Raw genomic sequence first — 24,503 nt, 5'->3', positions numbered from 1 at the left:
TTCTGGGCTTATGTCAGACAAAACGACAATGCGCCGCACCGGATGCGCACAGCGGCAGCACCAGGATTGCGGATCACGGGGATCGCCGGTCAGATCGCCTTGGCGCGCAGGGCGCCGCGGAAGGAATCGCGGAGATAGCCGAGCGTGGCGTCGGCATCGACCGGCTTGCCGAACAGATAGCCTTGCCCGCCGGCACAGCCGAACTGGACCAGGCGATCGGCCTGCGCTTCCTGCTCGATGCCTTCGGCGACGACGTCCATGCCGAGCCCCTCGCACATTGCGAGAATGGCGCGGATGATGTGTTCCGAGGGACGGTCGTCGAGAATGGAGGAGACGAAGGCGCGATCGATCTTGAGCTTGTCGAAATGGAATTCGCGCAGACGGCCGAGCGAGGACTGGCCGGTGCCGAAATCGTCGAGCGAGACGCGGATGCCGACGCGGCGCAGATCCTCGACGATCTGCGCGGCAGAGGCCGGGTCGTTCATCAGGCCGGTCTCGGTGATCTCGATCTCCAGCCGCCGCGGATCGAACCCGGTGCGATCGAGGATCGCCAGTATGTGCAGGCCGGTGTTCTGGTCGACGAGCTGCGATGGCGACAGGTTGAAGGACAGGAACAGGTCCTTCGGCCAGCTTCTGGCCGCTTCGGTCGCCTTGCGCAGCACCAACTGCGACAACGGGCCGATGATGCCGCGCTCCTCGGCGATGGGAATGAAGACGGTCGGCGGCACCGAGCCGAGGTCGCGATCGGTCCAGCGCGCCAGCGTCTCGAAGCCGATGGTGCGGCGCGTGGCGAGATCGACGATGGGCTGGAAATGCGGCTCCACCTCGCCGGCCGAGACAGCCCGGCGCAGCGCCTGTTCGATGCGGGTGACGCGCTTGGCCGCCTCTTCCATCTCACGGGTGTAGACGACGACGCGGCCACGGCCGGAACGCTTGGCGTGGTAGAGCGCCGTCTCGGCCTTGTTGATGAGGATTTCCGTGGTCTCGTCGCCCGAATAGAACAGCGAGCAGCCGACCGAGGCCGAAAGCCTGGCGGTGCGTTCGCCGACATCATAGGGCGCCGACAGGATCTCGATCAGCATGCGCGACTTTTCGGCCGCCGCCTCCTCGCTGAACACCAGGGGATAGAGAAAGGCGAATTCGTCGGCACCGATGCGGCAGACCGTGGAATGGCCGTCCATCGAGGCGCGCAGCCGCATCGCCACCTGGATCAGGATATCGTCGCCGGCCTTGTGGCCGAACAGATCGTTGATCGGCTTGAAGCCGTCGAGGTCGAGAATGCCGACGGTAAAGGGCGCGGGATCGTCGGCACGGTCGGCGATCAGGCGATCGACCTTGTCGAAGAAGCGGCGATGGTTGCCAAGCCCGGTCAACGGATCGGTGAATGCCAGATCCGTGCTCTCCCTGTTTGCCTGACCGGTGCCAAACGAAGTTTGCATCGGTGTCCCTGTTTTGTGACGTCGGAATTTATTTTCAGACTGGCAGCAAACCCTTTAGGAAACGTATCGCGAAATCGATTTTCCACGGGCAACCGCGACTGTTTCGAAGGATCGATGAAAGCAGCGCATTCGGGTGTCGGATGCCAATCCTAGGAATGTCGCGATTGGCAGACGGGCAGTGAGCCTGTACAGGCAAGACAGTCGTCCATCCGAGCCGCCGGAGACCCGCCATGAAGCTGAAAATCGCCGTCCAGATGGACCACATCTCCACAGTGTCGATCGCCGGCGACACCTCGTTCGCGCTGTCGCTGGAAGCGCAGCGGCGCGGCCATGAGCTGTTCCACTACACGCCGGATCGGCTGTCGTTGCGCGACGGCAAGGTGTTTGCCCGCATCGAGGAAATGCAGGTGCGCGACGAGAAGGGCAGCCACTATTCGCTGGGCGAGAAGGTGCGCACCGACCTGTCGGAGATGGATGTGGTCCTGCTGCGCCAGGATCCGCCCTTCGACATGAACTACATCACCACCACGCACATCCTGGAGCGCATCCATCCGAAAACGCTCGTGGTCAACGACCCGGCCTGGGTGCGCAACAGCCCGGAAAAGATCTTCGTCACCGAATTTGCCGACCTGATGCCGGACACGCTGATCACCAAGGATCCGCTGGAGGTCGCCGCCTTCCGCAAGGAGTTCGGCGACATCATCGTCAAGCCGCTCTACGGCAATGGCGGCGCCGGCATCTTCCATCTGCTCGAGGGCGACCGCAACCTTGCCTCGCTGCTGGAAATGTTCGGCCAGATGTTCCGCGAACCCTACATCGTGCAGCGCTATCTCAAGGACGTGCGCAAGGGCGACAAGCGCATCATCCTGATCGACGGCGAGCCGGTCGGCGCCATCAACCGGGTGCCGGCCGAGCATGATTCCCGCTCCAACATGCATGTCGGCGGCCGCGCCGAAAAGACCGAACTGACGGAGCGCGAACGCGAGATCTGCGCCCGCATCGGCCCATCGCTGAAGGAGCGCGGCTTCATCCTGGTCGGCATCGACGTGATCGGCGACTACATGACCGAGATCAACGTGACCTCGCCGACCGGCGTGCGCGAGGTCAAACGCTTCGGCGGCGCCGACATCGCCAGCCTGTTCTGGGACGCGGTTGAGGGAAAGCGCGGGTAAGCCGTTTTCATTTTGTCTTAACCATGTTCCGTTTTTGCAACCGCGCTCAATTCCGCTGCAACCCGAGCGGTCATGCGTTCCCGTAATGTTCTTGATTTGACCGGGGAAGTGTGATTGTCTTCCCGGCGGGCCATTCCTGGCCTGATCGCAGGGGCTGGGGCCAGCCTGAATTGGGGTTGCACGATGGTGGCGCGGGTTCGCACGGTCGCTTTCCAGGGCATCGAGGCCGTGCCGGTCGACGTGCAGGTGATGATCGCGCCCGGCAAGGTCAACATGCACATCGTCGGCCTGGGCGACAAGGCGGTGGCCGAAAGTCGCGAGCGGGTGCAGGCCGCGCTGCATGCTTCCGGCCTGTCGATGCCGTCGAAGAAAGTCACGGTCAATCTGGCACCGGCCGACCTGCCGAAGGAAGGCAGTCATTACGACCTGCCGATCGCGCTTGGCCTGATGGCTGCCCTTGGCGCCATTCCGGGCGACATGCTGGCCGGCTATGTCGTGCTTGGAGAATTGTCGCTCGACGGCACGATTGCCGCGGTCGCCGGCGCCTTGCCGGCGGCGATCGCCGCCAATGCCGAGGGCAAGGGCCTGATCTGCCCGTTCGCGTGCGGGCCGGAAGCGGCCTGGGCGGGCAAGGAATTCGACATTCTGGCGCCGCGCAGCCTGATCGCCATCGCCAACCATTTCCGCGGCACGCAGGTGCTGTCGCGGCCGGAAGCCGGCATCCATGCCGCCGCTCTGGATTTGCCTGACCTCGCCGACATCAAGGGCCAGGAGACCGCCAAGCGGGCGCTGGAAGTGGCCGCCGCCGGTGGGCATAATCTGCTCATGATCGGACCCCCGGGATCCGGCAAATCGATGCTGGCGCAGCGGCTGCCGTCGATCCTGCCGCCGCTGGCGCCGAAGGAGCTTCTGGAAGTCTCGATGATCGCCTCGGTGGCGGGAGAGCTCGGCGAAGGTAAGCTGACCGACCGGCGGCCGTTCCGCGCGCCGCACCACTCGGCCTCGATGGCGGCGATGGTCGGCGGCGGTATCCGCGCGCGGCCGGGCGAGGTGTCGCTGGCCCATCACGGCGTGCTGTTCCTCGACGAGTTTCCCGAGTTCACGCCGCAGACGCTTGATGCGTTGCGCCAGCCGTTGGAGACCGGCGACTGCATGATCGCGCGGGCCAACCATCGCGTCACCTATCCGGCGCGCATCCAGCTGGTGGCGGCGATGAACCCGTGCCGCTGCGGCATGGCCGGCGAGCCGGGCTATCGCTGCCTGCGCGGCGAGCGTTGCCGTACCGACTATCAGGCGCGCATTTCGGGTCCGCTGCTCGACCGCATCGATCTCAGGATCGAAGTGCCGGCGGTCTCGGCCAGCGACCTGATCCGGCCCGACCGGGCGGAGAAAAGCGCCGATGTGGCGCTGCGCGTGGCACGCGCACGCACCATCCAGCGCGAGCGCTTCGAGCGGCTCGGCGCCACCCGCGCCACCACCAACGCGCATTGCGCGCCCTCGGTCATCGAAGAGATCGCCATGCCGGACGCCGCCGGCCTGTCGCTGCTCAAGGACGCCAGCGAAAAGCTCGCCTTTTCGGCGCGGGCCTATCATCGCGTGCTGAAGGTGGCGCGAACGCTCGCTGATCTCGACGCAAGCGAAACCGTCGGCCGAATCCATCTGGCCGAAGCGATCTCCTACCGCATGAGCTCGGAGCGGATGGCGCAGGCGGCGTAGGTCCGCCGACAAGCCGGCCTCGCCACATTGCATTCCGCGATCACGCCATAACCCGGCCTCCGCGAATCGATCATCTCCACGATGCGGCGGACCTGATTGTCCGCTTGGCCGGCGTCCTTACCACCCAACGGCCCCCACCGACCGGACGCCGGCCATTTTCTTCCTCTTCCAGAAAGCGTGGATGTCATCGGCGTCGGACCAAGGTCCTGGCCCCCGCATTGACATTCCTTATTTAGACAATGCGAATATGGTGTGGTCGGGGAGCGAGCTATGTTCATTGATTATTACGAAGTTTTGGAAGTCAGCCCGAACGCCAATTCGGAAACGCTGGAGCGCATATTTCGCTATTTTGCGATGCGCTATCATCCAGACAATCGCGAAACCGGCGATGAAGCCCGTTTCAGTGAAATCGTGGAAGCCCACAATACGCTCAAGGATCCGGTCAAACGCGCACAATACGACATCGCGTACAGGGACCATGCCGGCCTTCGCCGTGAATTGACCGAGGAAGCTAGCAACACCAAAGGCATCGAGCGTGACGTCGTGATCCAGGCCAGGCTGCTGTCGCTGCTTTACGCGAAGCGCCGGCACGACGTCGGCAATCCCGGGATCGGAGATGTGGAGCTCGAACGTCTGTCAGACTGTCCGCGAGAGCATCTCGAGTTTCATCTCTGGTATCTGAAAGCGAAGGGCTGGATAGCAAGAGTGGAAAACGGGACGATTGCGATTACGGTGGAAGGCGTCGATCGGGTCAACTCCGAACACCGTCGCGATCCCACCATCCGGCTCCTGGACCATACAGCTCCCTGACGCCTCACCCCGGAGAAAGCAGGCCGAAAACCCGCCGCCCATACACGACACTGGCCTATTCAGCTCTGCTGCGCCTTCAGTTCCAGCCGCCGCGCGTGCAGCACCGGCTCGGTGTAACCGTTGGGCTGGACGCGGCCCTTGAAGACCAGGTCGCAGGCGGCGAGGAAGGCTATCGACTTGTCAAAGTCAGCCGCCATCGGCTGGTAAAGCGGGTCGCCCGCGTTCTGGCGGTCGACGATGTCAGCCATGCGCTTCATCGTCGCCATCACCTGGTCCTCGCTGCACACGCTGTGGTGTAGCCAGTTGGCGATGTGCTGTGAGGAAATACGCAGCGTGGCGCGGTCTTCCATGAGGCCGACATCGTTGATGTCAGGCACTTTCGAGCAGCCGACGCCCTGGTCGATCCAGCGGACGACATAGCCAAGAATGCCCTGCGCGTTGTTGTCGAGTTCCTTCTGGACGTCTTCGGGCGACCAGTTCGGCCGCACGGCGACGGGCACCGACAGGATGTCGTCGAGATTCGCCTTGGGCCGGTTCTTCAGCGCCGCCTGCACGGCGTGGACATCGACCTTGTGATAGTGCGTGGCATGCAGCGTCGCCGCCGTCGGCGACGGCACCCAGGCGGTGTTGGCGCCGGCCTTGGGGTGGGCGATCTTCTGTTCCAGCATCGCCGCCATCAGATCGGGCATCGCCCACATGCCCTTGCCGATCTGGGCGTGGCCGGCCAAGCCGCATTCCAGCCCGATGTCGACATTCCACGCCTCGTAGGCGGAAATCCAGGCGGCCTGCTTCATGTCGCCCTTGCGGATCATCGGGCCGGCTTCCATCGAGGTGTGGATCTCGTCGCCGGTGCGGTCGAGGAAGCCGGTGTTGATGAACACGACGCGCTCTTTTGCGGCGCGGATCGCCTCCTTGAGGTTGACGGTGGTGCGCCGCTCCTCGTCCATGATGCCCATCTTGATGGTACTTCTGGCCATGCCGAGCAGTGCTTCGACGCGGTCGAATATCTCGACGGCGAAAGCGACTTCGTCGGGCCCATGCATCTTGGGTTTCACGACATACATCGAGCCCGCGCGGGAATTGGCGCGGCGGCCGTTTGGCCCTACATCGTGCAGCGCGATCAGCGCCGTCATCGCCGCATCCAAGATGCCTTCCGGAATCTCGTTGCCGTCGCGGTCAAGGATCGCCGGGTTGGTCATCAGGTGGCCGACATTCCTGACCAGCATCAGCGAGCGGCCGGGCACGGTCAGCGTGCCGCCGGCGGGCGTCGTGTAGGAGCGGTCAGGATTGAGCTTGCGGACAAAGCTCTTGCCGCCCTTGGTGATCTCTTCCGCCAAATCGCCCTTCATCAGGCCGAGCCAGTTGCGGTAGACGACGACCTTGTCTGGCGCATCCACCGCGGCGACCGAATCCTCGCAGTCCTGGATGGTGGTCAGCGCCGATTCCAGGATGACATCGGCGATCCCCGCCGGATCGGTGCGGCCGATCTGGTTGTTGCGGTCGATGACGATCTCGATGTGCAGGCCGTTGCGCACCAGCAGCACCGCATCGGGATTGGCGGCATCGCCGCGATAGCCGACGAATTGCCTGGGGTCGGCCAGCGTCGTCGAGCCGGCGCCGGCGCTCAGCCGCAAGGCACCTTGCGCCAGCGACAGACCATTGACGCCGGCCCATTTGCCTAGGGTGAGCGGGGCAGCCTCGTCGAGAAAGGTCTTCGTCCAGGCAACGACCTTGGCGCCACGCGCCGGATTGAAGCCCTTGCCCTTTTCGGCGCCATCCGTTTCGGGGATGGCATCGGTGCCGTAGAGCGCGTCGTAGAGCGAACCCCAGCGCGCATTGGCGGCGTTGAGCGCATAGCGCGCATTCATCACCGGCACGACCAGCTGCGGTCCGGCAACATCAGCGATTTCCGGGTCGACATTGTCGGTCGAGACACTGAAGGCCGCGCCTTCCGAAACGAGATAGCCAATCTCTTTCAGGAAGCCCTTGTAGGCCTCCATGTCGACCGGTGCGCCATGCTCGCGATACCAGCCGTCTATCTGTTCCTGGATGGCGTCACGCTTTGCCAGCAGCGCCCGGTTCTTCGGCGCCAAATCATGGACGATGGCCGAAAAACCGTTCCAGAAGGCGTCCGCTTCGATCCCCGTGCCCGGCAGCGCTTCCCTGGCCACGAACTCATGCAGCTCGCGGGCAATCCGCAATCCGGCGATCTCGATGCGGTCGGTCATCAGGCTACTCCAGATGAAAGGCTTTGCGGGCCTTTGGCATGTCAGGTTTGCCGGGTCAATTCAGCTTAGGGTGAAGGTGGCGTATTTGCATCGCTTCGTCCTCCAGAGAGGAGCGCCATCGCAGGGCACAACTTGCCATGTCCAATCGCATATCGCGTCAATTTTCTCATTCCAGTAAACCCGGCTTTATACATTGCCTGTCAAATAAAGCAGGCAGCTTTGGAGTATGCCGATGTTGAGATTTGCCTGGCTTACTTTTGTTTCACTCGCTCTTGCATTCGCTGGCGTTGCTCCTGCCGCCGCTGCCGATATCGAGTTCACTGGCACATGGCAGCAGGTTTACTCAACCGGCGGCCAATGTGCGATTGCAGAGTCGTTATCCGCAGCGATCCCGGCCTGCAGGTCGATGCGAGCAATGGGTGGACCGCCGATCTAAAGGAGAAAACGATCAATGGGGAACAGGCCTTGATCGGAAACGGCAATTGGCCGGGTTCGGCATCAGCGGGGGCTAAGGCCAGAGCCTTGTCGGCAGCGTTCAAGATTCATCAAAATCGGCTGCTTTTGGTCATGCAAATCATCGACCCGAACGGCAGTCGAATACGGGTACACGCAGTATTCGAGCGACTTACTGTGCCCAAATCTTCCATCTGACGGCTGCCATGCGCATGTGTTCAAATGCGCCGACAGGTTTTCACAAAGGCTGCATCACACCGCAATGCGCGGCCGTCCCGAGGCCACGGCCACGACATGCGCCTCGATGAACATGCGCTGGGCTTCGACGGTCGAGATCCGGAATTCGGTGGCGACGTCGATCTCGGCGCTGTCGGTGCCGGCATCCCTGGCGCGCTCCGCGACGATGGCGCGGACATCGGCCTCGGCCGCCGCGATCGCCGCCGCCTCGTCGAGGAAATCGCGCACGGTTTCACCCGAGGCAAGACGAAACAGCCCTTCTATGGGCTGGCTGACCCGCGCCTCGGCCGAAACCCTGACCTGGCCGACGACGGCGCCGAGCGCGTTGGCGACATCGGTATCCCTGGGCACCACGCAGTCATTGCCGATCAGCGGCGGCAGCCCGGCATAATGCAGCGGCGCCGAGGCGCCGAGGCCGATGACCGGGCGGTCGAGCGCAACGCTCAGGCGGGCGATGCCGGGATGCGCGTCGACCGCGCGCTGCACCAGGGCGTGCGCCACCGTCGACGCCCCATCGAGCCCATCCTCGGCAAAGGCGGTCTCGAGGATGTATTCGGCCGACCAGCGGGTCAGCGTCACCAGCACCCGCTCCGAGATCGCTTCCGGCGAGGCGGCGATGTACTGGCCACGGCCGTCACGCTTGCGGGCGAACAATTCGGCGCCGAGGCGCGCGGCAACGGGATCCCAGTTCGCCTGCTTGCCCAGCACGTGGGCGGCATCCGACGGGGTGAAGCCGGCGACATGCACCAGCCCGCGCGACACCAGCCGGTTCAGCGTCGCGTTCTGCGCGTTCGAGGTCAAAAGCCTGTCGACGGCGAGCGGCACGGCACCAATCAGCTCGTAGAGCTTGGCTTCGGCGCCGGTCAGGCCGGCGGCGAGCCGATCCGGCACGCCGGTGCGCACCGCGAAGCGGCCGTCCATGCGGCCGGGATTGGGCGCCCGCAACTGGCGCTCGAGTTCCGATGTGACGGCGCTGCCATGCGCCATGCCGGCCAGCGCCAGCGGCACCAGGCGGCGCGGCCCGAGCAGGATCTTCGGGTTGAGCGCGCCATCTTCCAGCGCCACTTCGGAATCGCCGCCGAGGCCGAAGGTGCGCATGGCGACGGCCTCGACCATGGTCCGGAAGCCGCCGACGGTGGCGCCTTCCGGATCGAGCCTGGGACGGCCGCCGTCGAGCACGGCGACGTCGGTTGTGGTGCCGCCGATGTCGGACACCATGGCGTTGTCGAGCCCGGTCATGTGGCGGGCCCCGACGAGGCTGGCGGCCGGGCCGGACAGGATGGTCTCGATCGGCCGCTGGCGGGCAAACGCCGCCGAAACCAGCGCGCCATCGCCGCGCACGACCATGAGGGGTGCTGCAATGTTGCGTTCTCCAAGAAAACCTTCGGTTGCCGCCACCAGCCGGTCGATCATCGAGATCAGCCTGGCGTTGAGCAAAGTGGTCAACGCCCGGCGCGGGCCGCCGAGCTTGGCCGACAACTCGTGGCTCGATGTGACCGGCAGGCCTGTCTTCTCGCGGATCAGCTCGCGGGCGGCGATCTCGTGCGCCGGATTGCGGGTGGCAAAATAGGCGCAGACGGCAAAGCCGGACACCGAGGCGCCGAGTTCCGGCAACGCCGCTTCCAGTCCGGACAAATCGAGCTTGGCGGCATTGCCATGCACGTCGTGGCCGCCCGGACAAAAAACCACCGGATCGGTGCCGAGCGCGGCCTTCAGCCCGTCGCGAGCGAGGTCGCCCTCGGAAAAGCCGATCATCACCAGCGCGACACGGCCGCCCTGGCCCTCGACCAGCGCGTTGGTGGCAAGCGTCGTCGACATCGAGACCAGCTTGATATGAGCCGGATCGGTTCCGGCTTTCTGCAGCACCGCATCGACGGCACCGGAAATGCCCACGGCAAGATCATGCCTTGTGGTCAGCGCCTTGGCCTTGGCCAGCACCTTGCCCTTGTTCGGCCCTTCTTGCGGGCCTTCCGTTTCAGACCACAACACGGCATCGGTATAGGTGCCGCCGGTGTCGATCCCGAGGAACAGCGGCTTTGGCTTGGTCTTGGCGGTCATTTTTGGCGGCGGTCCGGGTGGCAATTTATTTGTCCCTGCCCTTAGCCGATACGGAGCGGGCGATAAAGCCGCGAGCGCTGGGCCACGGGTAATCTCCCCCCTCGAGGGGGAGATGTCGCCAAAGGCGACAGAGGGGGTCGGCACGACTGGATGCGACTTCATACGAGGCGAAAGAGGAAGCCAGCGCTCTACGCGAGATGACCCCCTCTGGCCTGCCGGCCATCCCCTCAAGGAGGGAGATCGCAGCTACCCCACAAACCCCACCTTCTTGTGCGTCCCATCGCAGAACGGTTTGTTGGCGGAATGGCCGCAGCGGCAGAGGAAGGCGCGTTGCGTACGGTCGACCGTATGGCCGGTTCCGGTGACGATCTCGAGATTGCCCTCAAGCTTGAGCGGGCCATTGGTGGTCGGCGTCACTTTCAGCGGACCATTCCTCGCTTCGAGCGCCAGCGTGTCCTTCAGCGGCGGCTCGCCAGTGGCGGCAAAACCGGATTTGTTGTGGCTGCCGTCGCAGAACGGCTTGTTCTCCGAAGCGCCGCAGCGGCAGAGCGTGGCACGATAAGAAGTCTCGCCGTCGAGCACGATCTCGGCGTGTACCGCCAGCGGGCCGTTTTCCCGCAGCCGCACCGTGTTGACCACCGGTGATTGCTCCTGCGGCCCGCCATCCTTCCTGACATAGGTGATGGCGCCCGACGGGCAGCTCTCGGCGATGGCGACGATCTTCTCGACGCTGGCCGCCTCGGGATGGATCCATTGGCCCGGCGCGTTGGGCACGAAGACATGCGGATCGCCGAGCACGCAGTTGCGCGAATGGATGCAGCGCTTGCCGGAAAACCCGACGTCGATCTTGTCGCTTTCGACCATGCCGGCCATAGCTGGGCTCCTTTTGCCTGAAGCACGTCGCGTCTGAACAGTTCGAGGCGGCGCGCGCTGGGTATTTGCACAGGCTATGGCTCCGGCCCGAAGACCGTCAAGCTGGCAAACCGGTCAGGGGACCAGCTCGATCTCCTCGGTCTCGCCGCCGCTACAGGTGTAGCAGCAATCCTCGCATTTTTCCGTGTTGCCGGGACCGACGCCCCAATAGGTGCCCTCGTCGCCATCGACCCAGGCGCCGTAGCAGATCGATTCGCCCGCGTTGCAGGATATCGGCAGCTGCTTGGTCTCGCCGTCGTCGAGGAAATAGTCCTTGTCCTCGCCGGGCCAGACATAGTCGCGATCCTGGCTGTAGAGCTCGACGCGCATGGCGTTCGGGTGGCTGTTCTTGATGGCGAAGGTGACATCGTCGGCTTGCGCCGCCGACGCAACCAGCATGACGAAGGACAGCGCGGCCAGCATGCGGCGCGCATAGGCATGAAACATGATAACCCCCCGAATAAGCGGCCCACCCGGCCGCGGGGCAACCATTGCATGCAGCGCTGAATCGCGGAAGTGGACCGGACGAAGCGATCCCTGACTTAATTTGGGTCCAACGACACTTCCGCGCTCTACGGCACCAGATCGATCGTCTCGGTCGAGTGTTCCACGCAGATGAAGCAGCAGGTGTCGCAGGGCTGGTCATTGTCCGGCCCGACGCCGGCCGAGAGGCTGTCGTTGCCGTCGGCCCAGGCGCCATAGCAGATTTGTTCGCCCTGATTGCAGGACAGCGGCACGGATTTCTGCGACTCGGGTTCGATCAGGAACACCTTGTCATTGCCCGGCCAGACCGTCTCACGGTCGCGGCTGAACAGCTCGACCGCGACAGATTCCTTGCGCAGGTTCTTCACGAAGAAAGCCATGTCGGCGGCCTGCGCCGAGGCGGTGAAGACCAGCGCCGTAAGTGCAACCATACGAAACAGCGTCACGGCCTGGATCTCCCGAATCATCGCGGCAGAATCGCATGCCTGCCCGTAACTAGGAAGGCGCGGAACCCTGCGTTGCGATGTCATGCCCCAGCCGCACCGTTTCATGCACCAGAAGGTCGAGATCTTCGCGCCGTGTGCGATGATTGGTGATCGCCACGCGCAACCAGTGCTCGCCATGCACCGTGGTGTCCGAAAGGGCCGCAATGCCCTGTTCCTGCAGCCGCAGCATGACCTCCGTGTTGAGCGTCTTCAGAGCCTCGCCTGTCAGACCGGGCTGATAGCGGAAGCAGACGATGTTGACGGTCGGCGATGCCGCCAGCTGCAATTGTGGCGCGGCCTCGATCAAGCCGGCAAGATAGACAGCCTGGGCAATGTTCTGGTCGATCAGGCGGCCGAATTTCTCGACGCCGTGCTCCTTCAGCGCCATCCACACCTTCAGCGCGCGGAAACCGCGCGACGTCTGCAGGCCGTAGTCGTGCAGCCATTCGCCGGAAGCGAGGCCGCGCGGCGTCGATTCCAGATATTCCGGCGTCACAGCGAAGGTCCCGCGATGCGCGGCGGCATCCCTGACCAGGGCGCAGCCGACCTCAAATGGGGCGTGCAGCCATTTGTGCGGATCGAGCGCGACCGAATCCGCCCGTTCGATGCCGGCGACGCGATGCGCGTTTTCAGGCGCAATGGCGATCAGCGCGCCGATGCAGCCGTCGACATGGAACCAGAGGCCTTCCTCATGTGCCAGCTTCGCAAGCGCCTGCAAATCGTCGATCGCCCCGGTGTTGACGGTGCCGGCCGTACCGATGACGCAGGCCGGCTTGAACCCTGCTGCGCGGTCCTCAGTGATCGCCGCACGCAAGGCAGCGATATCGATGCGCAGCCCGCTATCGGTCGGGATGCGGCGCAGTGCCCGGTTGCCGAGGCCGAGTGCCTCCATCGCCTTGCGGTGGCACGAGTGTATCTGCTCCGAGCCGTAGAAGCGCAGCGGCTTCTCGATGGCAGCAACGCCATGCTCGCGCACGTCGATGCCGGCCTTGACGTTGCGCGCCACGGTCAGCCCTATGATGTTGGCCATCGAGCCGCCGCTGACCAGCGTGCCGCCGGCAGAAGCCGGAAAGCCCAGCATCTGCTTGCACCAGTTCACCACCTGGCTGTCCATCAGCCCGGCCGCGTGGTTGCCGCCGCCGAGGTTGGAGCCCTGGATGGCCGCCAGGAAATCGCCGAGCGCGCCGGTGAAGTTGCTCGACCCCATGTACCAGGACCAGAAGCGCGGATGGGTGTTGCCCATCGGATAGGACATCACCGTGCGCGAGACCTCGCCATAGACGGCGGCAAGCGGTGCCGGCGAACGCGGCAGCGGTGCCGCGAAGGCCTCTCTCACATCGGCCGGCATCTCCCGCCAGACCGGGCGGTCGCGCACATCGCGGAGATAATCGACCGCATCGTCGATGACGCGGTGCGACAGGGCCTGTACATCGGCCCAGTCCGGGGGATCGAGCGTTTCCTCGGCCACCAGGCCGAGGTTTTCTTGCATGGCGTCCATACCAGATCTCCCGTCAAGTCGCCGGGAACTGGCAGCCGGGCGTCGAGCGCGACAGGGCGGCCTCCTCGGCATCCATCTCGGCCTCGATGCCATCGAACAGCGGCGTCGACATGTAGCGCTCGCCGGTGTCGGGCAGCATGCACAGGATCACCGCCCCGGCCGGCGCCTTCTCCGCGACCTGCCGTGCCACGGCGAAGGTGGCGCCGCCGGAAATGCCGGTGAAGATGCCCTCTTTCCGCGCCAGTTCCCTGGCCCATTTGATGCCCTCGGGCCCGGCGATCGGCATCACCTCGTCATAGAGGCTAGTGTCGATCGCCTCCTGCAGCACGTTGGGGATGAAGTCCGGCGTCCAGCCCTGGATCGGGTGCGGCTCGAAGGCCGGATGGCTGGCGGCGGGCGCACCATCGGCGCCGCGCTGCTGGACCTTGCCGCTGCCGATGAGCTGCGCGTTGGCCGGCTCGGAGAGCACGATGCGGGTTTCCGGGCGCTCGCGGCGCAGCACGCGCGCCACGCCTACCACCGTGCCGCCGGTGCCATAGCCGGTGACGAAGCAATCTAGCCGCGAGCCGGCGAAATCATTGACGATCTCGCGCGCCGTCGTCGCCTCGTGGATGGCGGCATTGGCGGCCGTCTCGAACTGGCGGGCGAGGAACCAGCCATTGGCCTCGGCCAGTTCCACCGCCTTCTTGTACATGCCGAAACCTTTTTCGGCGCGCGGCGTCAGCACCACCTTGGCGCCCAGCATGCGCATCAGCTTGCGGCGCTCGACCGAAAAACTGTCGGCCATGGTGACGACCAGCGGATAGCCCTTCTGCGCGCAGACCATGGCGAGGCCAATGCCGGTGTTGCCGCTGGTCGCCTCGACAACTGTCTGGCCCGGCTTCAGCGCACCGCTGCGCTCGCCCTCCTCGATGATGTTGAGCGCCAGCCGGTCCTTCACCGAAGCACCGGGATTGAAGTACTCGGCCTTGACGTAGATCGTCGCGTGGGCCGGTCCGAGATTGTTGATGCGCACCACCGGCGTGTCGCCGACGGTATCGAGAATGCTGTCGAACAAGCGGCCGCGCCCGGCCGTGGTTCTGATCTTCTGCTGCTGCAACATCTTGGTCTCCTTGATTGTCATCGCGTTTTGTCTTCACGGGCCGGTTACAAACCGGCGGGTCGGGCGGCGAGGTTTGGTGACCTTGCCGCGCTAGGACTGACATGCCGCACAGCGGCAATGGCTGGCATCCGGCGCTGAAATCCGCTGCCGGATGCGCCGTGTCGTGTTTGGTGATACAGGAGAGGCCGACAGGCCAGCGTGGGAGCAGGCGTGGAAACGCACGTGGAATCCAGCCGATCGAGGCCGGACGGCGACATGCCGGTCCTTTCCGTGCGCCTGCTCGGACCGCTGGCGATCTCCCGCAATGATGTGCCGGTTACGTTGCCGTCGTCGCGCAAACTGCGCGCTCTGTTGGCCTATCTGGCGCTGGCGCCGCATCCTGTCAGCCGCAGCCGTCTGTGCGAGCTGCTGTGGGACGTGCCGAACGATCCAAGGGGCGAGCTGCGCTGGTGCCTGAGCAAGCTGCGCGGCGCACTCGACGCGCCGGGCCGACACCGGGTCGTGACACAGGGCGACACGGTAGCACTCGATCTGAGCGATTGTCTGGTCGATGCGCTGGAGGTGAGCAAGGCCGCCTCGCAAGGGCTGGGCAGCCTTGATGTCGACCGCTTGCGGGCGCTGGCCAAACTGTTTGCCGGCGATTTTCTCGACGGGCTGGAGCTCGAGCGCAGCCCGCATTTCAACAGCTGGCTGATCGCGCAGCGCCGCCGCTTCAGCGCTTGCCATGCCGCCGTTCTGGGACGGCTTGTCGCAAGCCTGCCGGCGCATAGTGACGAGGCGATCGCCCATCTCGACACATGGGTGGAACTGGCGCCGTTCGACACGCGCGGACATCTGGCGCTGCTGTCCAATCTGGCCGGGCGCGGCGAGGCCGGCGCGGCAGAGCAGCACCTGGCTTCGGCGGAGCGATTGTTTCGGTCGGAGGAGCTCGATTTCGCACCGCTTCGCGCGGCTTGGCGGGCGATCCGTGAACAACGGCCCGGGTCCTCGCCACGGACACAGGCGGCCTGCCTGTCCACGCTATCGCCACTGGTGGCCACCACCGTACCCGGCCCGGTCGAGCCCAGCCACGCGTCGCTGGCGGTGATGCCGTTTGTCGAGGAGAGCGGCGGCACGCGCGGCGGATTGGCCGACGGTTTCACCCACGACATCATCACCCGCCTGGCCAAGCTCAGGGATTTCTTCGTCATCGCGCGCGGATCGGTGTTTGCGCTGGCAGAGCAGAACATCGCGCCCGAGGATGCCGGCCGCCGGCTGAATGTCGACTATGTCGCCACCGGCACGGTGCGCAGCCCGTCCGGCCGCCTCATCGTCGGCGTCGAACTGATCGAGGTGCGCAGCGCCAGGATCGTCTGGGCCGAGACCTTCGAGCGCAGGCCCGATGACATCTTTTCCGTGCTCGACGACATCGGCAACAGCATCGTCTCCTCGATCTCGGCCGAGATCGAAACCGTCGAGCGCAACCGCGCCATGCTGAAGGCGCCCAGCTCGCTCAACGCTTGGGAGGCCTACCATCGCGGCCTCTGGCACATGTACCGCTTCACCCAGGCGGAAAACGAACAGGCGCGGCATTTCTTTGCCCAGGCCTTGCATCTCGACCCGACCTTTGCCCGCGCCTATGCCGGCCTGTCCTTCACCCACTGGCAGAACGCCTTCCAGCGCTGGGGCGACCGCGACCGCGAAAGCGCGCTGGCCTTCGAGAGCGCCGGACACAGCCTGCTGGTCGACGACCACAATCCGGCCGCGCATTGGGCGATGGGCCGGGCGCTGTGGCTGCGCGGCGAGCAGGACGGCTCGCTGCTCGAACTCGAGCGGGCTGTCGATCTCAGCCCCAACTTCGCGCTTGGCCACTACGCGCTGTCCTTCGTGCATTCGCAGTCGGGCGACCCGCGAGCGGCGATAGGCTCTTCGGATCATTCGCGCCATCTCAGCCCGTTCGACCCGCTGCTGTTCGGCATGCTGGGCGCACGCGCCATGGCGCATGTCCGGCTCGGCCAGTTCGCGGAAGCGGCCGAATGGGCGCTGAAGGCGGCGGCGCGGCCCAACGCCCACGCCATCATACTGGCGATCGCCGCGCACTGCCTGGCGCTGGCCGGACGGCTCGACGAAGCGCGCGGCTTCGCCGCCGCCATTCGCAAGACAAGGCCGGACTATTGCGCCGACGATTTCATCGGCACCTTCCGCTTCGAGCCGGACGCCGTGGCGCTGTTCCGGCAGGGCGCCAGGCTTATCGGGCTGAACTGAAGCTGGCTCGCCATCTCTGGGATCGCTTGGGAATTTCGCCTCAATTCCGCTGGGTTAACGAAGTCGGAAGGAGTTGTTTAACCGTTTGCAGCTATGTCACCGCGTGGGGGACCGACAAAGTGAGTATGATGAGCAACAGCCCCGACAAGCGCAATGAATGGCGTGCCATCTTTTACGTGCAAGCTCGCGTTGCCATCCTGTTTGTCCCGGTGGTTGCCAGCCTGCTGATCATAGCGGCGCTTGCCGGCAACGAACGCAAATCCGTTCCCAGCATGATCGACCCGACCGTCACCGGCTCCGTGCGGTAGACCGGCGGTCATCGGCTCTTCGAGATGCTGTCGGAGGCGGGCGCCTGGCGTGCGCTATCGGCGGTTTTCATTTGGCGCTAAAATCATCCGATGGCACTGAATGAGTGGGCCCGAACGATCAAGCGCGATGTGCATGCGCTCTACCTCGCCGCTCGCGATCCCCGAACGCCCTGGTACGCCAAGGCGCTTGCCGTGTGTGTTGCAAGCTATGCCTTGTCGCCAATCGACCTGATCCCCGATTTCATTCCGGTGATCGGCTATCTCGACGACGTCATCCTTGTCCCTTTGGGCGTCCTTGCCGTGGTCAGGATGATACCGCCCGAGGTGATGGCGGAACACAGAAAGACCGCCGCGCTGGCCGCCGACAGGCCGGTGAGCCGCTACGCGGCGGTGATCATTGTTTGTATCTGGACTGCCTCGGTCGTGCTGGCCGGATGGCTGGGATATCTGTATTTCGCCGACTGACTGCCAAGCCGTTCAGCAGGGAGGCCGCCGCCAAGAAAGCCCGGAGGGACCGCGCTTTTCCCAGGATTCCGTCGCCATGCGGCGCCGCTCAAACAAAGCGCGGGATCGGGCCGTTCTGCGGGGTCACGTCGTCGCCGAGGTCGACAAACACCTCGTCGACATAGCACCATGCCCAGCCTTCCGGCGGATCGTAGCCCTCGATGATCGGATGCTTGGTGGCGTGAAAATGCCTGGTGGCGTGGCGGTTGGGCGAGTCGTCGCAGCAGCCGACATGGCCGCAGGTGCGGCAGAGCCGCAAATGCACCCATTGCGACCCGCTCTTCAGGCACTCCTCGCAGCCGAGCGCGCTCGGCGTCACCTTCCTGATGTCGCGCGTATGCCTGCATTCATCCATCATGGTCTCCCTGCTGTTTGAGGTGCGTCCGCGCGCGCGAGATATGCATGCAATGCCGCGACCACCTGGGCGCCTTCGCCGACAGCCGCCGCGACGCGTTTGACCGAACCGGCGCGGACGTCGCCGATGGCGAACACGCCGCTGCGGCTGGTCTCCATCTGCGCCGATCCCAGCTCCGATCCGGTGCGCACGAACCCCCTGGCGTCCAGCGCCACACCGCAATTCGCCAGCCAATCGGTGTTCGGGTCGGCGCCGATGAAGAGAAAGAGATGGCGGATCGGGCGCGTCGTTTCCGCGCCGCTGGCGCGGTTGCGCCATCGCACCGTGCCAAGATTGCCCTCTTCGCCGTCCAGCGCCTCGATTTCGGTCCCGGTCAACACCTCGATGTTAGGCTGCGCCTTGATGCGTTCGACCAGGTAGCGCGACATGCTGGCATCGAGGCTGCCGCCGCGCGCCAGCAGCGCCACTTTGCGCGCATGACTGGCCAAGTAGACAGCCGCCTGCCCGGCCGAATTGCCGGCGCCGACCAGCGCCACTTCCTGGTCCGCGCAAAGCCGGCCTTCGATGGGCGACGCCCAATAGTGCACGCACGTTCCCTCGAACCGCGCCAGATTGGCGATGTCGAGGCGGCGATAGCGCGCGCCGCTGGCGATCACCACGCTGCGCGTGCGCACGGTCTCGCCATCGCCGACATCGAGCAGATAGCGGGCGCCTGACGCGTCGGAGGCGGCGCTCAAAAGCTTCGCCTCGTCCGGGATGACCATTTCGACGCCGAATTTCTGCGCCTGGTTGTAGGCGCGCGCCATCAGCGCCATGCCGGTAATGCCTGTGGGGAAACCAAGATAGTTCTCGATGCGCGAGGAGGCGCCGGCCTGACCGCCGAAGGCACGGCAGTCGAGCACGATCGTCGATAGGCCTTCGGAGGCCGCATAGACCGCCGCCGCCAGCCCCGCCGGGCCGGCGCCGACGATGGCCACGTCATACACCGTCTCGGCATCGATCGGCCGCAGCAGGCCGATGCAGCGGGCGAGGTCCTTTTCGCCGGGGTTCATCAGCAGCCTGCCGTTTGGACAGAGCACGATCGGCAGGTGGTGCGGATCGACCTCGAAGCGTTCTACCAGGGTTTTGGCGCAGGGATCGCTGCCGGAATCGAGCACGCGATGCGGCTGGCCGCTGCGGGCGAGGAAACCCTGCAGCCGCAACACGTCGGCATTGTCCTGGGGTCCGATGATGATCGGCCCGCTGGTGGCGCTCTCCAAAAGCCCGACGCGGCGCAGGATCAGCGCCCGCATGATGCGCTCGCCGAGATTGGCCTCCTGCACCATCAGGTCGCGCAGTCGCTGCGAGGCGATGACGAATGCCTCCACCGGTTCGGCGGCCTGCGCATTGACCAGCGAGGGCCGGGCCGAAAGCTGCGCCAGCTCGCCGACAAAGCTGCCTGGGCCATGCGTGACGATCGTCTCGCGCCGGCCGAGCCCGCCGTCCTGGGTGATGTCCACGCTGCCCGACAGCACGACGATCAGACCGGGCGCCACATCGCCTGCTTCGATGATGTGCTCGCCGGCGGCATAGGCGCTGGCCTCGCCGAACCGGCGCATGCGGTCGATATCCACCTCGGCCAGCGTGGGGAACGCCTGGTCGCGGCGGGCACCGAATATCTGGGTGGTGGATTGAGCCATGGTTTTGAGCGTAGCGAAGCGGGCGCGGAGTTTGAAGCGGTTTGTGAGGAGACTGGCCGGAAGGGGAGGTTGGCGGCAAAGAAAAAGCCCGGACGAGCCGGGCTTTTTCTCTAAGTTTCTGAACCGGCGAATGGTTCGAAACGGGAATTTGGTGCCCAGAAGAGGACTCGAACCTCCACTCCTTGCGGAACACGGACCTGAACCGTGCGCGTCTACCAATTCCGCCATCTGGGCTGGTGCGGGCTCATGTAAGCGGGCAAGCGATTGCTGTCAACGCGCTTTTTTCGCAGGTGCTCCGTTCGCCGGCTCAGTCGTCCAGCACTTCCTTCGAAGCGACGGTGGAATCGGCGTTGAGCTGGTAGATGATCGGCACGCCGGTGCCGAGTTCCAGCTTGACGATCTCCTCGCCCGACTTGCCGTCGAGCGCCATGATCAGCGCGCGCAGGGAGTTGCCGTGGGCGGCGACCAGCACGGTGCCGCCGCGCAGCACATGCGGCTGCAGATCGTGCAGGTAATAGGGCCAGACGCGGGCGCCGGTGTCCTTCAGGCTTTCGCCGGCGGGCGGCGGCACGTCGTAGGAGCGGCGCCAGACATGCACCTGCTCCTCGCCCCATTTCTTGCGGGCGTCGTCCTTGTTGAGGCCGGAAAGGTCGCCATAGTCGCGCTCGTTGAGTGCCTGGTCGCGGATGGTCTTCAGGTCGCTCTGGCCGACCGCGTCGAGAATGTGCTGGCAGGTTTTTTGCGCCCGGATCAGCGCCGAGGTGAAGGCGATGTCGAATTTCAGGCCGCGCGCCTTGAGTTTCTGGCCGGCGGCCTTGGCCTCGGCGTGACCCTGCTCGGTCAGGTCGACGTCGCGCCAGCCGGTGAACAGGTTCTTCAGGTTCCATTCGCTCTGGCCGTGACGCACGAGCACGAGGGTTCTCGACATGTTTGCTCCCTTCAGGTTGGCAGATTGGCCGCTCAGCTGAGGCCGAGCACGTCCCGCATCGAATACAGTCCCGGCTTCTTGCCACGAGCCCAAAGCGCCGCCTTGACGGCGCCACGGGCGAAGATGGCGCGGTCCTCGGCATGGTGCGACAGGGTGATGCGCTCGCCGGTGCCAGCCAGCAGCACGCTGTGGTCACCGACCACCGAGCCGCCGCGCAGCGTGGCAAAGCCGATCGAGCCGGTCTTGCGCACGCCGGTGTGGCCGTCGCGGACCCGCACGTCGTTGCCGGAAAGGGGGATACCGCGCCCGGCGGCGGCAGCTTCGCCGAGCAGAAGTGCTGTGCCCGACGGCGCGTCGACCTTGTGCTTGTGGTGCATTTCGAGGATCTCGATGTCGAAATCGTCGGCATCGAGCGCGCGCGCCGCCTGTTCGACCAGCACCGCCAGAAGATTGACGCCGAGGCTCATATTGCCCGACTTGACGATGGTCGCATGGCGCGCCGCCGCCGCGATCTTCGCATTGTCGTCGGCCGTGCACCCGGTCGTGCCGACGACGTGAACGATGCGCGCCTGCGCCGCATAGCCCGCGAATTCGACCGTCGAAGCAGGCGTGGTGAAGTCGAGCACGCCGTCTGCCTTGGCGAAGACCGGCAGCGGATCGTCGCCGATCGGCACGTTGATGATACCGATGCCCGCCAGTTCGCCTGCGTCCTTGCTCAGATAGGGCGAACCCGCCCGCTCGACCGCGCCGATGACCCGCGCGCCGGGGATGGTGTGGATGGCGCGGATCAGCGTCTGGCCCATGCGGCCGGCAGCGCCCACCACCACCAGGCCCATATCGCCTGCTTCGCTCATGTGCTCCTCACAGCAGTCTTCTTCGCACGCGTGGCCCGGACCGGAGTTTGGATCGGCTCGCGGTCCTCGACAAGCCCCAGTCCCTTCTTGCCCTGTATGCGGTGGAAGCGGGAATAGATGCTGTCCGGGTCGGCCATCAGCGTCGCATGGGTGCCTTCCTCGACCAACCGTCCCTCTTCCAGCACGATGATGTGGTCGGCATTGACCACCGTCGACAGCCGATGCGCTATGACGATGGTGGTGCGGCCTTGCATGACTTGGGTCAGCGCTTCTTGGACGCGCGCCTCCGCCTCGTTGTCGAGCGCCGATGTCGCCTCGTCGAGCAGCAGGATCGGTGCCTGGCGCACGATGGCGCGGGCGATCGAGACGCGCTGGCGCTGGCCGCCGGAAAGGGTCGAGCCGCCTTCGCCGACCGGCGTGTCGTAACCTTGCGGCTGCTGGCGGATGAACTCGTCGGCTGCCGCCTGTTTCGCCGCCTGCTCGATCTCTGCGTCCGTGGCCGACAGACGGCCGTAGCGGATGTTGTCGCGGATCGTGCCCTCGAACAGATAGGGCGCCTGCGCCACATAGGCGATCGACTGCCGCAGCGAATGCTTGGTTACCTTCGAGATGTCCTGGCCATCGACCTCGATGCTGCCCCGGTCGACGTCGTAGAAGCGCTGCAAGAGCGCCACCAGCGTCGATTTGCCGGCGCCCGACGCACCGACGATCGCCGTCACCTTGCCGGCGGCAGCGGTAAAGCTCAGGTCCCTCAGCACCGGCATGTCGGCGCTGTAGCCGAACGTCACATTGTCGAAACGCACCTCGCCGGTGGTGATCCTCGCCTCGACGGCATCGGCTGCGTCGCCCTGTTTCGGCTCCAGGTCGAGCAACTCGTAGATCATGCGCGCGTTGACCAGGGCACGTTCCATGCCCACCTGTGTGCGCGCCAGGCGTCTTGCCGGATCGTAAGCCATGATCAGTGCGGTGATGAAGGAGAAAACCGCGCCCGGCGGCTGCCCAAGATACAGCGCCCGGTAGCCGGAATAGGCAAGTACGGAGGTGATGGCGAGACCGCCCAGAATCTCGGAAATCGGCGACAGCCGCTCCGAGACGCGGGCGATCTTGTTGTTACGCTGCTCGGCCGTGTCCGCCATGATGCCGATGCGGCGCGCCAGCTCGGCCTCCAAGGTGAAGGCCTTGACGATGGCGATGCCTTGCGTGGCCTCCTGCACGGACCCGTTCAGCCGCGAATTGATCAGGACGGATTCCCGGTTGATACGCCGCAGTCGGCGGGTGATATAGACGACGGCCCAGATCAGTGGAGGGCCGATCAGCAGCGAGCTGAGCGACAACACCGGATCCTGATAGATCATCACGCCAACGAGAGCGACCAGCGTGACAGCGTCGCGGCTGATCGAGGTCAGTGTCAGCGACAGCAGATCGCGAACGCCGCCGACATTCTCGCTGACCTGTGCCGCCAGCCGACCGGAACGCGTATCGTTGAAGAAGTTGACGCCGAGCTTCATTAGATGGTCGAAGCTGCGCTTCTGGTAGCGCGCGACCAGATTGTTGCCGATACTGGCCAACGCGACTGCTTGGCCGTAACCGGCGAAGCCGCGCAGCAGGGAGGCCCCCATGAAACCGGCGCAGATCAACCAGAGCATATCGCCGCGTCGTTCGTAGAAGATCTGGTTGATCATCGGGGCCATGATCCACGCCGTGAAGGCAGTGGTGCCGGAAACGATCAGCAGGCAAGAGACGGCGACGACATAGGTCCAGCGATACTCTTTGCCGTTTTCAGCGAGGATGCGGCGGAGCACCGCTGTGACCTCGCCGGGCCGGGCTTTTTGTTTGTTTGGAGCTTGAAGTGTCAAATCGGGAGCGCTTTGTGGTTTTCCGCCTCGTGGGACCGGGGCTGCAAATTCGGCACCCCTCTTAACGCCCTGCGGCCTGATTGCCTATGCCCGCACCTGATTAACTTCGTCGCGGGGCGCGAGCGCTTCGCTGGCTTTCAGGCCTGCCAGCGCCGGCCCTCCGTCTGGACACCGAACAGCAAGGGGTTCCTGGCATAGGCGGCAAGGCCCAGAAGTGCGGCCAGCGGGTGGGTGATGACATAGACCGGCATGGTGCGCATCATCGCGCTGTGCGGCGCCTTGTCCTCGAAAGCGGCGCGGAAATTGCCGGCTTTCAGCGCCGGCACGATCTTCTGCGCGATGCCACCGGTGAGGAACACGCCGCCGCGGCTCATGAACACCAGAGCAAGGTCGCCTGCGGTGCGCCCAAGGCAGGTGACGAAAATCTCCAGCGCTTCCACTGCAACCGGATCGGTTTTCGCAAGTGCCGCGGCAGTGATCTCGGCCGGCGTGGTGAAGGGCGACGGCTTGCCGTCTGCCTTGGCAACCGCCCGATAGACATTGACCAGACCGCGTCCGCACAGGATCTGCTCGCCCGAAATGCGGCCCTCCAGCTTCTCGATATGCGGAAAAACCTCGAAATCGCGCGGTGTGCGCGGGCCGATGTCCATATGGCCGCCCTCGCCGGGGACCGGTATCCAGTGGTGCAGCGCGTGGACCAGCCCGGCGACGCCGAGCCCGGTTCCTGGACCGAGCACGACGCGCCCGGCATTGGGCTCCGGCGTGCCGCCGCCGATCTTTTCCATGTGCTCCTCGCCGAGCGCGACGACGGCCAGCGCCTGCGCCTCGAAATCGTTGAGCACGACGATGTCGCTCAGGCCGAGGCTGGCGAACATTTTCCTCGGCTTGACGATCCAGGGGCAGTTGGTGAGTTCGATCTCGTCGCCGTCGACCGGGCCAGCCACCGCCAGCACCGCCGAATTGGGGCGCACCGACGAGCGGTCGAGCACGGCCGCCTGGATCGCCTCGTCGATGGTGTTGTAGTTCGCCGTCTGGACAATGGTCGGCTCGCCTGCCTCGGAATTGGCGTCGAGCACGATCGAAAAGCGCGCATTGGTGCCGCCGATGTCGCCGATCAGGATCGGAAACCGCAACAAAGTATCGTCGTCGCCTGTGCGTGGCATGCTCTCGTCCGTCTCCGGC

Annotated in this window: 21 protein-coding genes and 1 tRNA gene; 7 read left to right on the top strand and 15 right to left on the bottom strand. The window is 65.0% G+C overall.

The window, feature by feature from the left end:
• Positions 1-89: 89 nt before the first annotated feature.
• Positions 90-1,439 (bottom strand): putative bifunctional diguanylate cyclase/phosphodiesterase, encoded by a 1,350-nt coding sequence (locus AC0L24_RS14390; protein WP_127382164.1) that lies wholly within the window; start codon positions 1,437-1,439, stop codon positions 90-92.
• Between the two features lie 230 nt (positions 1,440-1,669).
• On the opposite strand from AC0L24_RS14390, the gene gshB reads away from it, so the two are divergent.
• The 3 genes from gshB (at position 1,670) to AC0L24_RS14375 (ending at position 5,137) form a co-directional block, all read left to right on the top strand.
• The gene (gene gshB, locus AC0L24_RS14385) at positions 1,670-2,611 is read left to right on the top strand and encodes a glutathione synthase (RefSeq protein WP_127808436.1); all 942 of its coding nucleotides are present in this window, start codon (positions 1,670-1,672) and stop codon (positions 2,609-2,611) included.
• 183 nt (positions 2,612-2,794) lie between these two features.
• Entirely contained in the window at positions 2,795-4,327 is a 1,533-nt protein-coding gene (locus AC0L24_RS14380) for a YifB family Mg chelatase-like AAA ATPase (protein ID WP_127811287.1), read from the top strand.
• Between the two features lie 270 nt (positions 4,328-4,597).
• Positions 4,598-5,137, top strand: a complete 540-nt coding sequence (locus AC0L24_RS14375; RefSeq protein ID WP_127318999.1) for a J domain-containing protein — start codon at positions 4,598-4,600, stop codon at positions 5,135-5,137.
• Between the two features lie 59 nt (positions 5,138-5,196).
• On the opposite strand, the gene AC0L24_RS14370 is transcribed toward AC0L24_RS14375, so the two are convergent.
• Positions 5,197-7,365, bottom strand: coding sequence for a malate synthase G (locus AC0L24_RS14370; protein WP_473563877.1), 2,169 nt, complete (start codon positions 7,363-7,365; stop codon positions 5,197-5,199).
• Positions 7,366-7,692: 327 nt separating this feature from the next.
• On the opposite strand from AC0L24_RS14370, the gene AC0L24_RS14365 reads away from it, so the two are divergent.
• On the top strand, positions 7,693-8,016 hold the full coding sequence (locus AC0L24_RS14365) for a cadherin repeat domain-containing protein (RefSeq protein WP_127808438.1): 324 nt from the start codon (positions 7,693-7,695) through the stop codon (positions 8,014-8,016).
• 54 nt (positions 8,017-8,070) lie between these two features.
• Here the strand turns inward: AC0L24_RS14365 and AC0L24_RS14360 are convergent, their stop codons facing one another.
• The 6 genes from AC0L24_RS14360 to cysK form a co-directional block, all read right to left on the bottom strand.
• Positions 8,071-10,113 carry a hydantoinase/oxoprolinase N-terminal domain-containing protein gene (locus tag AC0L24_RS14360; RefSeq protein ID WP_473563876.1) on the bottom strand — a complete coding sequence of 681 codons (2,043 nt, stop codon included), beginning with the start codon at positions 10,111-10,113 and terminating at the stop codon, positions 8,071-8,073.
• 246 nt (positions 10,114-10,359) lie between these two features.
• Positions 10,360-10,986: a CDGSH iron-sulfur domain-containing protein gene (locus tag AC0L24_RS14355; RefSeq protein WP_127268750.1), complete on the bottom strand. Its 627-nt coding sequence runs from the start codon at positions 10,984-10,986 to the stop codon at positions 10,360-10,362.
• A 114-nt stretch (positions 10,987-11,100) separates the two neighbouring features.
• On the bottom strand, positions 11,101-11,472 hold the full coding sequence (locus AC0L24_RS14350) for a hypothetical protein (RefSeq protein ID WP_027040247.1): 372 nt from the start codon (positions 11,470-11,472) through the stop codon (positions 11,101-11,103).
• Positions 11,473-11,597: 125 nt separating this feature from the next.
• The gene (locus AC0L24_RS14345; RefSeq protein WP_127396247.1) at positions 11,598-11,954 is read right to left on the bottom strand and encodes a hypothetical protein; all 357 of its coding nucleotides are present in this window, start codon (positions 11,952-11,954) and stop codon (positions 11,598-11,600) included.
• Between the two features lie 49 nt (positions 11,955-12,003).
• A complete protein-coding gene (locus AC0L24_RS14340) occupies positions 12,004-13,491 on the bottom strand; it encodes a pyridoxal phosphate-dependent decarboxylase family protein (RefSeq protein ID WP_127808440.1) in 1,488 nt (495 codons plus the stop codon).
• A 13-nt stretch (positions 13,492-13,504) separates the two neighbouring features.
• The gene (gene cysK / locus AC0L24_RS14335) at positions 13,505-14,593 is read right to left on the bottom strand and encodes a cysteine synthase A (protein WP_127268753.1); all 1,089 of its coding nucleotides are present in this window, start codon (positions 14,591-14,593) and stop codon (positions 13,505-13,507) included.
• Positions 14,594-14,848: 255 nt separating this feature from the next.
• Here cysK and AC0L24_RS14330 point away from each other — a divergent pair, with 255 nt between their 5' ends.
• The 3 genes from AC0L24_RS14330 to AC0L24_RS14320 all read left to right on the top strand — a co-directional run bounded on the left by AC0L24_RS14330 (position 14,849) and on the right by AC0L24_RS14320 (position 17,610).
• Complete coding sequence (locus AC0L24_RS14330) at positions 14,849-16,837, top strand: transcriptional regulator (RefSeq protein ID WP_127808441.1); 1,989 nt, start codon at positions 14,849-14,851, stop codon at positions 16,835-16,837.
• Between the two features lie 125 nt (positions 16,838-16,962).
• Positions 16,963-17,145, top strand: a complete 183-nt coding sequence (locus AC0L24_RS14325; protein WP_013528612.1) for a hypothetical protein — start codon at positions 16,963-16,965, stop codon at positions 17,143-17,145.
• A gap of 90 nt (positions 17,146-17,235) precedes the next feature.
• Complete coding sequence (locus AC0L24_RS14320) at positions 17,236-17,610, top strand: YkvA family protein (protein ID WP_128288958.1); 375 nt, start codon at positions 17,236-17,238, stop codon at positions 17,608-17,610.
• An 88-nt stretch (positions 17,611-17,698) separates the two neighbouring features.
• On the opposite strand, the gene AC0L24_RS14315 is transcribed toward AC0L24_RS14320, so the two are convergent.
• From AC0L24_RS14315 to AC0L24_RS14285, 7 genes are all read right to left on the bottom strand, one after another.
• A complete protein-coding gene (locus tag AC0L24_RS14315) occupies positions 17,699-18,007 on the bottom strand; it encodes a UBP-type zinc finger domain-containing protein (RefSeq protein WP_027040253.1) in 309 nt (102 codons plus the stop codon).
• Complete coding sequence (locus AC0L24_RS14310; RefSeq protein WP_127808443.1) at positions 18,004-19,683, bottom strand: FAD-dependent oxidoreductase; 1,680 nt, start codon at positions 19,681-19,683, stop codon at positions 18,004-18,006. Before AC0L24_RS14310 ends, AC0L24_RS14315 begins: the two co-directional genes overlap by 4 nt.
• A 149-nt stretch (positions 19,684-19,832) precedes the next feature.
• Positions 19,833-19,917: transfer RNA gene (locus tag AC0L24_RS14305), tRNA-Leu, on the bottom strand.
• Positions 19,918-19,990: 73 nt separating this feature from the next.
• Complete coding sequence (locus AC0L24_RS14300; RefSeq protein ID WP_127808444.1) at positions 19,991-20,611, bottom strand: 2,3-bisphosphoglycerate-dependent phosphoglycerate mutase; 621 nt, start codon at positions 20,609-20,611, stop codon at positions 19,991-19,993.
• A gap of 32 nt (positions 20,612-20,643) precedes the next feature.
• Positions 20,644-21,465 (bottom strand): 4-hydroxy-tetrahydrodipicolinate reductase, encoded by an 822-nt coding sequence (gene dapB / locus AC0L24_RS14295; protein WP_127808445.1) that lies wholly within the window; start codon positions 21,463-21,465, stop codon positions 20,644-20,646.
• Entirely contained in the window at positions 21,462-23,321 is a 1,860-nt protein-coding gene (locus AC0L24_RS14290; protein WP_292656613.1) for an ABC transporter ATP-binding protein, read from the bottom strand. The genes dapB and AC0L24_RS14290 overlap by 4 nt, the downstream gene beginning before the upstream one ends.
• Before the next feature lie 137 nt (positions 23,322-23,458).
• Positions 23,459-24,484, bottom strand: a complete 1,026-nt coding sequence (locus AC0L24_RS14285) for a glucokinase (RefSeq protein WP_127808447.1) — start codon at positions 24,482-24,484, stop codon at positions 23,459-23,461.
• Between the last annotated feature and the right edge of the window lie 19 nt (positions 24,485-24,503).

Source organism: Mesorhizobium sp. WSM4809, from assembly GCF_055811655.1.
Note: the sequence above shows the minus strand (reverse complement) of the source record. Positions and strands in the feature narration are given on the sequence as shown.

Coding starts and splice junctions, on each gene's coding strand:
- AC0L24_RS14310 (WP_127808443.1), bottom strand. CDS start 19,683: ATGGCTCAATCCACCACCCAGATATTCGGTGCCCGCCGCGACCAGGCG.
- AC0L24_RS14300 (WP_127808444.1), bottom strand. CDS start 20,611: ATGTCGAGAACCCTCGTGCTCGTGCGTCACGGCCAGAGCGAATGGAAC.
- AC0L24_RS14355 (WP_127268750.1), bottom strand. CDS start 10,986: ATGGCCGGCATGGTCGAAAGCGACAAGATCGACGTCGGGTTTTCCGGC.
- AC0L24_RS14375 (WP_127318999.1), top strand. CDS start 4,598: ATGTTCATTGATTATTACGAAGTTTTGGAAGTCAGCCCGAACGCCAAT.
- AC0L24_RS14340 (WP_127808440.1), bottom strand. CDS start 13,491: ATGGACGCCATGCAAGAAAACCTCGGCCTGGTGGCCGAGGAAACGCTC.
- dapB (WP_127808445.1), bottom strand. CDS start 21,465: ATGAGCGAAGCAGGCGATATGGGCCTGGTGGTGGTGGGCGCTGCCGGC.
- AC0L24_RS14390 (WP_127382164.1), bottom strand. CDS start 1,439: ATGCAAACTTCGTTTGGCACCGGTCAGGCAAACAGGGAGAGCACGGAT.
- AC0L24_RS14370 (WP_473563877.1), bottom strand. CDS start 7,365: ATGACCGACCGCATCGAGATCGCCGGATTGCGGATTGCCCGCGAGCTG.
- AC0L24_RS14350 (WP_027040247.1), bottom strand. CDS start 11,472: ATGTTTCATGCCTATGCGCGCCGCATGCTGGCCGCGCTGTCCTTCGTC.
- AC0L24_RS14320 (WP_128288958.1), top strand. CDS start 17,236: ATGGCACTGAATGAGTGGGCCCGAACGATCAAGCGCGATGTGCATGCG.
- cysK (WP_127268753.1), bottom strand. CDS start 14,593: ATGTTGCAGCAGCAGAAGATCAGAACCACGGCCGGGCGCGGCCGCTTG.
- AC0L24_RS14380 (WP_127811287.1), top strand. CDS start 2,795: ATGGTGGCGCGGGTTCGCACGGTCGCTTTCCAGGGCATCGAGGCCGTG.
- AC0L24_RS14360 (WP_473563876.1), bottom strand. CDS start 10,113: ATGACCGCCAAGACCAAGCCAAAGCCGCTGTTCCTCGGGATCGACACC.
- AC0L24_RS14365 (WP_127808438.1), top strand. CDS start 7,693: ATGGCAGCAGGTTTACTCAACCGGCGGCCAATGTGCGATTGCAGAGTC.
- AC0L24_RS14330 (WP_127808441.1), top strand. CDS start 14,849: ATGCCGGTCCTTTCCGTGCGCCTGCTCGGACCGCTGGCGATCTCCCGC.
- AC0L24_RS14315 (WP_027040253.1), bottom strand. CDS start 18,007: ATGATGGATGAATGCAGGCATACGCGCGACATCAGGAAGGTGACGCCG.
- AC0L24_RS14325 (WP_013528612.1), top strand. CDS start 16,963: ATGATGAGCAACAGCCCCGACAAGCGCAATGAATGGCGTGCCATCTTT.
- gshB (WP_127808436.1), top strand. CDS start 1,670: ATGAAGCTGAAAATCGCCGTCCAGATGGACCACATCTCCACAGTGTCG.
- AC0L24_RS14285 (WP_127808447.1), bottom strand. CDS start 24,484: ATGCCACGCACAGGCGACGACGATACTTTGTTGCGGTTTCCGATCCTG.